The sequence below is a fragment of the Moorena sp. SIO2C4 genome (assembly GCF_010672485.1).
GTDB classification, from domain to species: Bacteria; Cyanobacteriota; Cyanobacteriia; order Cyanobacteriales; family Coleofasciculaceae; genus Moorena; species Moorena producens.
This window is the reverse complement of record NZ_JAAHGN010001518.1, coordinates 1-1,222: the sequence shown is the minus strand read 5'-3', so window position 1 is coordinate 1,222 and position 1,222 is coordinate 1. Positions and strand designations below refer to the sequence as shown.

Annotated in this window: 2 protein-coding genes; both read left to right on the top strand. The window is 44.1% G+C overall.

Annotation, left to right across the window (positions count from 1 at the left end):
• A partial coding sequence (locus F6K20_RS39145; protein WP_287298551.1) for a Uma2 family endonuclease occupies window positions 1-680 on the top strand: 680 nt, incomplete at its 5' end.
• Between the two features lie 207 nt (window positions 681-887).
• A partial coding sequence (locus F6K20_RS39140; RefSeq protein WP_502708940.1) for a bilin-binding protein occupies window positions 888-1,222 on the top strand: 335 nt, incomplete at its 3' end.

Genomic DNA, 1,222 nt, shown 5'->3' with positions numbered 1-1,222 from the left:
TTGCCATTGGGCAAGACTGTGGTATCTACTGGCGAGAAACTGACCCACCTGAAAAAGGAGCCGAAGCGCCTGATTGGTTCTATGTGCCCAATGTCCCTCCTCAGCTAGATGGTAAAATTCGTCGCTCCTATGTGGTGTGGCGGGAACATATAGCACCATTAATTGCATTAGAATTCGCCAGTGGCAATGGCGAGGAAGAACGGGACAAAACCCCATTATCCCTCTCGACTCAAGGAGAAGTAACTAAGCCAGGGAAGTTTTGGGTGTATGAGCAAATTATCCGAATTCCCTACTATGGTATTTATCAAATAAACAACGGCTCTCTTGAAGTCTATACCTTGATCAGTGGGTTTTATCAGAAATTAACCCCTAATGAACGAGGGCATTATTCTATTTCACCGTTGGGTGTAGAACTAGGCTTATGGCAAGGAAGTTATCAGAATCAAACTCAACTATGGCTAAGGTGGTGGGATGAACAAGGAAATCTGTTGTTGATTGGTGATGAACGAGCTTTACTAGAAAGGGAAAGAGCTGAACAAGAGCGACAACGTGCTGAAGAAGCAGAGTCTATAGTGGAGCAGGAGCGCCAACGAACTCAAGCTGCTTTAGCAAGAGCGGCTCGGTTGGCTGAGCAGCTACGAGCAGCAGGTATTGACCCTGATCTTGACGATACTGTTTAGCACTTAACCAAACACTTAAAAGATTATTGATACAAAAGTATACAATTAGACCGCTAGACGGAAATTTTTGTAATGTTTTGTTGCTTTGTTTCTCATAAATGGGACTAGAGTGTCAAACAGCTTTTATCGTCTAAATTGGTTAGTCAATTCATGAACGACAAGACCAATAATTTTAATTAAGTCCTTGTTATTGATAAGGAGATTTTAATGCTAGACGCTTTTTCAAAAGCCGTAGTTGCTGCCGATGCCAAAGGTGGATTTGTTGGCGGTGGTGATTTAGATGCTCTAAAGGGATTTATTGCTGATGGCAACAAGCGCCTTGATGCTGTGAATTTTATCTCCAGCAATGCTAGCTGTATCGTTACTGATGCGGTTGCTGGTATCGTTTGCGAAAACCCTGGTTTAGTTGCTCCCGGTGGCGGTGTTTACACCAACCGCAAGATGGCTGCTTGTCTACGGGATGGCGAAATCGTTTTGCGTTATGTGTGCTACGCCGTTCTCAGCGCCGACACAACACATAGACCTACTTCAGAGCTGATCCT